The sequence below is a fragment of the Arthrobacter sp. UYEF21 genome (assembly GCF_040546085.1).
Lineage (GTDB): Bacteria > Actinomycetota > Actinomycetes > Actinomycetales > Micrococcaceae > Arthrobacter.
Genome location: NZ_JBEPNF010000049.1, coordinates 1 through 1,555, shown reverse-complemented (window position 1 = coordinate 1,555; position 1,555 = coordinate 1). Strand labels below are relative to the sequence as shown.

Here is a 1,555-nt window from a genome sequence, read left to right as displayed (position 1 = left end):
CGGAATTTGTCAAGGTGAATGAGGCCAGTGGGAGTTAGGCTGCTGCTTTTGTGTCGGTTTTCTCGGCGGGTTTGTTGATCCAGGCCGCGTCGGGGATGGTCAGGATTTTGGGGTCGTTGCTCGTCGTGAATCGTTCGGGTGTTTTTGTTCGTGCTGCGGCCAGGGTTTTGGCCCGTTCAAGGGCTTTGCCGGCGGCCAAGCCGTAGTGGACGTCTGCGGGGGTGTTGAGTCCGATTCCGGTGTGGCAGTGAGTGTGGTTGTACCCGTCCACGAAGGAGTCCATGAATGCCCTCGCGTCGGGTAGGGAGCCGAAGCGTTCTGGGAACACGGGGGCGAACTTCAGTGATTTGAACCAGGCCTCCGAGTAGGGATTATCGTTGCTCACGCGGGGCCGGGAATGGGACCTGGTGACCTCAAGGTCCGAGAGCAGGGCAGCGACTGTTTTGGACGTCATGGATGTGCCACGGTCGGCGTGGACTATTTCCGGGATGCCGTGGATGCCGAAGATTTCCTCCATCATTTCCACGGCCAGTTCCCCGGATTCATGGGCATGGACGTAGGCGCCGACGATGTAGCGGGAGTAGATGTCGATCATGACGTAGCAGTCGTAGTATTTGCCCTTGATCGGGCCGGCGAGTTTGGTGATGTCCCAGGTGTAAACCTGGCCGGGTCCAGTCGCTACCAGCTCCGGGATTGCCCGGGCAGGGTGGCGTGCGATTCGGCGCCGTTCCTTGACCTGGCGGTTCTCATCCAGGACACGGTAGAACGTGGAGATCGAACATAAATAGGTGCCCTCGTCCAGGAGTCGAGCGTAGATTTGCACCGGTGGCAGGTCCACGAAACGCTCCGAGTTCACGGTGGCCAGGATGTAGGCACGCTCGGCCGGTGAGAGTTTGTTTGCCGGGGCCGGCAGTGGTGTTTGGTCTTCCGTGGGGGTGCGGGGTTTGCGTGTCGCTGTGGCCCGGGATACCCCGGCGATCAGGGCCGCTTCCCGGCTCGGGATGTCCGCCTTGGTGAGGGAGGTGTAGGCGCCCATCAAGGTTTCTTGTACCAGGGCTGCTGCTCCGCGCTTTCGGAGATGTCTTCCAAAAGCTGTCGTGCTTTTTCCATGATGGACAACGCCGCTTCAGTCCGTGCCAGTTTGCGTTCGCTCACCTCCAGCTGCCGACGTAGACGCCCGATTTCCGCCTGCTCGGCGGTGGGCTTGCCGATCTTTTCCCCGGGCTTCTTGCCCGCCAGGACGCCGGCGTCGCGGAGCTTGCGCCACTCGGTGATCTGGGAGGAATACAGGCCCTCGCGGCGCAGGTACGCCCCGCCGCCGGTGCCGTCGTCACAGGCCTGCTGGTACGCATCCAAATGGGCGAGTTTTTCTGCCGGCGTGAACGACCTACGAGGGGTCGGGCCACCGGCCCGAGGGCCCGAATTACTCATGGACCCATTCTCCCGCGGCGGGGAAATTGTGGAGACAGACATTGGTGATGATCCTGATTCTCGCCCTACGAATTAGACGAAGTTGCTATGAGGTACTGGCCTCACCCAACCCTGACACGTAGGG

1 protein-coding gene is annotated in these 1,555 nt (G+C 61.2%); it reads right to left on the bottom strand.

Annotation, left to right across the window (positions count from 1 at the left end; genetic code table 11):
- Window positions 1-34 precede the first annotated feature (34 nt).
- Window positions 35-1,431 (bottom strand): IS3 family transposase gene (locus ABIB27_RS19290; protein ID WP_502909283.1). Its coding sequence is split into 2 segments (ribosomal slippage): window positions 35-1,080 and window positions 1,080-1,431, totalling 1,398 coding nucleotides; the frame shifts between segments, so codons are not numbered across the junction.
- Window positions 1,432-1,555 lie beyond the last annotated feature (124 nt).